This window comes from Paenibacillus sp. GXUN7292 (assembly GCF_050864975.1).
Taxonomy (GTDB): Bacteria; Bacillota; Bacilli; order Paenibacillales; family Paenibacillaceae; genus Pristimantibacillus.
The window spans coordinates 1-766 of sequence record NZ_JBOZWO010000104.1 but is presented as its reverse complement, the minus strand read 5'-3'; the positions used below and the strand labels follow the sequence as shown (position 1 = coordinate 766).

General features: G+C 43.5%; 1 protein-coding gene. It reads left to right on the top strand.

The features are described 5' to 3' along the window. Window positions 1-766: IS256 family transposase (locus ACRRU2_RS28535; protein ID WP_432506835.1), on the top strand; the 766-nt coding region annotated here is incomplete at both ends.

Sequence of the window (766 nt, the reverse complement as noted above, 5' to 3'; positions counted from 1 at the left end):
TAAACACAGAACAATTAAAAGATTCCATTATGAATTCGAATATGGATGCTGTCGTGAAGTCATCGATTGTATTAGTGTTAAACGAATTCATGGAAAGAGAACGAGATAAGCATTTGCAAGCAGTTGCTTACGAACGAACACCAGATCGTCAAGATTATAGAAATGGCTACTATGATCGGGATTTAGTGATGAACATAGGGCGAATAACCTTGCGGGTGCCCCGTACGCGCCAAGGGGATTTTTCTCCTACCGTTTTTGAGAAATATGCACGTTGCGAACAAGCGCTTGTCCTCTCTATGTTAGAAATGGTGATTCATGGTGTTTCCACTCGTAAAGTAACGAAAGTCGTGGAGCAACTTTGTGGGGAAAATGTATCGAAATCCTTCGTCTCTTCCCTAACAGAAAAACTAGATCCGATCGTAAATGCATGGGCGAACCGCCCGCTAAATCTCGTGTACTATCCGTACTTATTTGTCGATGCGATGTACATCAAAGTGCGTGAGGATCAGCGCGTCGTTTCTAAAGCTGTTTACATTGCGACCGCACTAAACGAGCAGAACCAGCGTGAAATTATAGGACTGATGATTGACCATGCGGAAAGCTTTGAAAGCTGGAGCAGATTCTTTCAGTTGCTTCAATCACGTGGTATCCAGTCGCCCAAGCTTGTCATTTCAGACGCGCATGCTGGATTGAAGAAAGCCATTGGTCGTGAGTTCGTTGGGACGAGCTGGCAAAGATGTAATGTACATTTCAAGCGAAATATTTT